The sequence below is a fragment of the Aquabacterium sp. genome, from assembly GCF_021768455.1.
GTDB lineage: Bacteria > Pseudomonadota > Gammaproteobacteria > Burkholderiales > Burkholderiaceae_C > Aquabacterium.
This window is the reverse complement of record NZ_JAIZVX010000262.1, coordinates 1-2,425: the sequence shown is the minus strand read 5'-3', so window position 1 is coordinate 2,425 and position 2,425 is coordinate 1. Positions and strand designations below refer to the sequence as shown.

5 protein-coding genes are annotated in these 2,425 nt (G+C 62.4%); all 5 read right to left on the bottom strand.

The window, feature by feature from the left end; translation table 11 throughout:
• A partial coding sequence (locus tag QZ994_RS19545; protein ID WP_290877679.1) for a LysR family transcriptional regulator occupies positions 1-150 on the bottom strand: 150 nt, incomplete at its 3' end.
• A gap of 45 nt (positions 151-195) precedes the next feature.
• Positions 196-678 (bottom strand): DUF3304 domain-containing protein, encoded by a 483-nt coding sequence (locus tag QZ994_RS19540; RefSeq protein ID WP_290877673.1) that lies wholly within the window; start codon positions 676-678, stop codon positions 196-198.
• Positions 679-711: 33 nt separating this feature from the next.
• Positions 712-1,206, bottom strand: coding sequence for a DUF3304 domain-containing protein (locus QZ994_RS19535; RefSeq protein WP_290877670.1), 495 nt, complete (start codon positions 1,204-1,206; stop codon positions 712-714).
• A gap of 207 nt (positions 1,207-1,413) precedes the next feature.
• The gene (locus QZ994_RS19530) at positions 1,414-1,788 is read right to left on the bottom strand and encodes a DUF3304 domain-containing protein (protein ID WP_290877676.1); all 375 of its coding nucleotides are present in this window, start codon (positions 1,786-1,788) and stop codon (positions 1,414-1,416) included.
• Positions 1,789-2,212: 424 nt separating this feature from the next.
• The coding region (locus tag QZ994_RS19525) for a hypothetical protein (RefSeq protein WP_290877667.1) at positions 2,213-2,425 on the bottom strand (213 nt) is incomplete at its 5' end.

The following is a 2,425-nucleotide window of genomic DNA, read 5'->3' as shown; positions in this document are numbered from 1 at the left end:
GCAATGACCCGACCGAGCGTTCAGCTCGTCTTCGAGCTTTTTCACCGCCACCGACAGCGTGGGCTGGGAGACAAAACAGGCCTCGGCGGCCCGGCCGAAATGGCGTTCACGGGCCACGGCCACGATGTAGCGGAGTTCAGTCAGCGTCATGAGGCCGCATTGTGGGGCAAGCGGGGGGCTGGCGTGCGGTCTGCGTCACTCATCGGGGGTCTCCAGGTTTTCGGGGCAAACGTCGGTGACAGGAGGGCGTGGGTAAACCGCCCAAGGCTCTTTTTTGGGAATCGGGATGTGCGGACCTGGGTAGGCGTTGCCCCAGGGGGCGTCGTTCGACAGCAGGGCCCTCACCGAGCCATCGGGCATGAAGTGAACATACAAATGACCGATTTCGTCATAGCGGTCGAGAGACACCATTCGGCGGTAGCACCGCCAGGTGCCGTTTTTCCAGTTGGCCACTTCCCATTTCACTTCAATTTGTGCTCCCGCATGCCACACCTGCGGCACCTTGGCGCAGCAGACATTGCTGCCCCCCTTGCCTGCTTGAAAGCCCGCGCGACCATTGACCCAATAGTCCTGCACGCTGAGGTGGTCTGCGAGGTGGTCGATGCCCGTCATGCCCACATCGCTCAAGGCGGGATTGGGCTGCGTGGCCTGGCACGCGGACAAGGCGATGGCCAGCACGGCGGAGGTTTGAACTGTTGCATGGTCTGGTGCTCAAGGGGCTGGCTGTGCGGCGGCGCCTGAGGGCCATGGGTATTGGGTCCACGGCTCCTTCTTGGGGATGTCTCGTGGACCGGGATATTCGGTCCCCCAGGGCACGTAGTTGGACAGCAGCACACGCACCTGGCCATCGGCCAGGAAATGGACGTACATGCGCCCGATTTCGTCGTAGCGGTCGACCGGCACATCGGCAGATTTCTCTTCCGACGTGCGATCGCGCCAGTTCGTGACGTTCCAGGTGACATGGACAGTCAAGCCGGGACGCCATGCCAATGGAATCTTTGCGCAGCAGACATTGCGCCCACCCTTGCCTGCTTGGAAGCCGCTACGGCCGTCCACTTGGAAGTCCTGCACGCTGAGGTGGTCTGCGAGGTGGTCGATGCCCGTCATGCCCACGCCAGTCATGGGTGGCGGAGAAGAGGTGGCCTGGCAGGCACCCAGTCCGCCGAGCAACATGAGACACAGGAGAAATTGTTGAAAACGTTGCATGGGAAGGAGGCTCAAGAGGGGCTTTTGCAAGCTTGTTGGTGAGCGAGCTGGATGGCCTGACACCAATCCTGTTCGGCCCAGCTGGGCTTTGGGCCGTAGCCTGGATACCGAGCGACCACGCCCCGGACATCGCCATTCGGAAACAAATGGATGGCTCGCTTGGGTGGCAAGGTGTGTCGGCGGACAGCGGCTGCAGCTTGGCGGTCATCAGGCTCCCTCCTTGCGTTTCCAGTCGAGGAGCTTCACCGGCGGAGCGATAGGATGCCCCTTGCTGTAGCCTGGATACCGAGCGACCACGACCCGGACATCGCCATTCGGGAACAAATGGATGTAGAGAGAGTGACCGCTGTCATCTGGCCCATACGGCTCAATTTCTACGGTTTTTTCTTGGTAAGTGTGTTGGCTGCCGACAGGCATGTCCCATTCCACATGCGCCTTCAGTCCGGGACGCCATTTGACCGGTACGCTCACGCAGCAAATGCTACCGCCACCCGCACCAAACTCGCTCATGTGGCCACCACTGGCGCCGTTCACAGACGCCGAGTAAACATACCTGTCCGTGTGGTTAACAACGCCCACCATTGCCCCGTAAGTTTCCTCCTTGGGCGGCTGTGGCGCCGCGCAAGCCAACAGCGCGCAGGCGGTCACCGCCGTGGCAGTCCAACAGCCGCCACGGAGACAGGTAGGGGTGGTCAAGCGGTTCAGCATGTCAAACGGTCTCCGGGGTCAAAGCGCATTCCTCCCAAAATGATGCATCGAGGTTTTCAAGGCAGCCCTTGAAGGGCGCCCCTTGCTTGGCGACTCGCAAAGCAAGGGTGAACGATGGGTGGGTCAAAAAGTGGGCGCCCTGGCTAAGTGCCAAGGTGGGCAGGGCGAGGCCATCGGGCGCGGACACTGCCACGGTGGTTGTCGGCTTGGGTGGGGTGCATGCTCAGGCACGGTGGTCGATGTTGGCGCAGGCTTCAGCCAGGGTGGTCTGCAGGGTGATGGGGCGGGCGTAGCCCTGCTAGAGCTCGACGTTGGCGTCCAGCAGCAGGGCGTGCAGTGTCAGGCTGGAGGGCTCGGAGACGGCATCGGTCAGCACGAAGCGCTCGACCATCAGGTCGGCCGGCAGGACCGGCGAGAGTGCCCCGGCCGCAGACGTGGCTGCCCCGGAGAGGAAGGACGTTCCCAGACCCATGGCGGGTTCCCTGATGTTTGGTTGTGGCTCGATGGCCGT

Bases quoted from the DNA above. Each gene is read 5' to 3' on its own strand.
- QZ994_RS19530 (WP_290877676.1), bottom strand. From the start codon at position 1,788: ATGGTGGGCGTTGTTAACCACACGGACAGGTATGTTTACTCGGCGTCT.
- QZ994_RS19535 (WP_290877670.1), bottom strand. From the start codon at position 1,206: ATGCAACGTTTTCAACAATTTCTCCTGTGTCTCATGTTGCTCGGCGGA.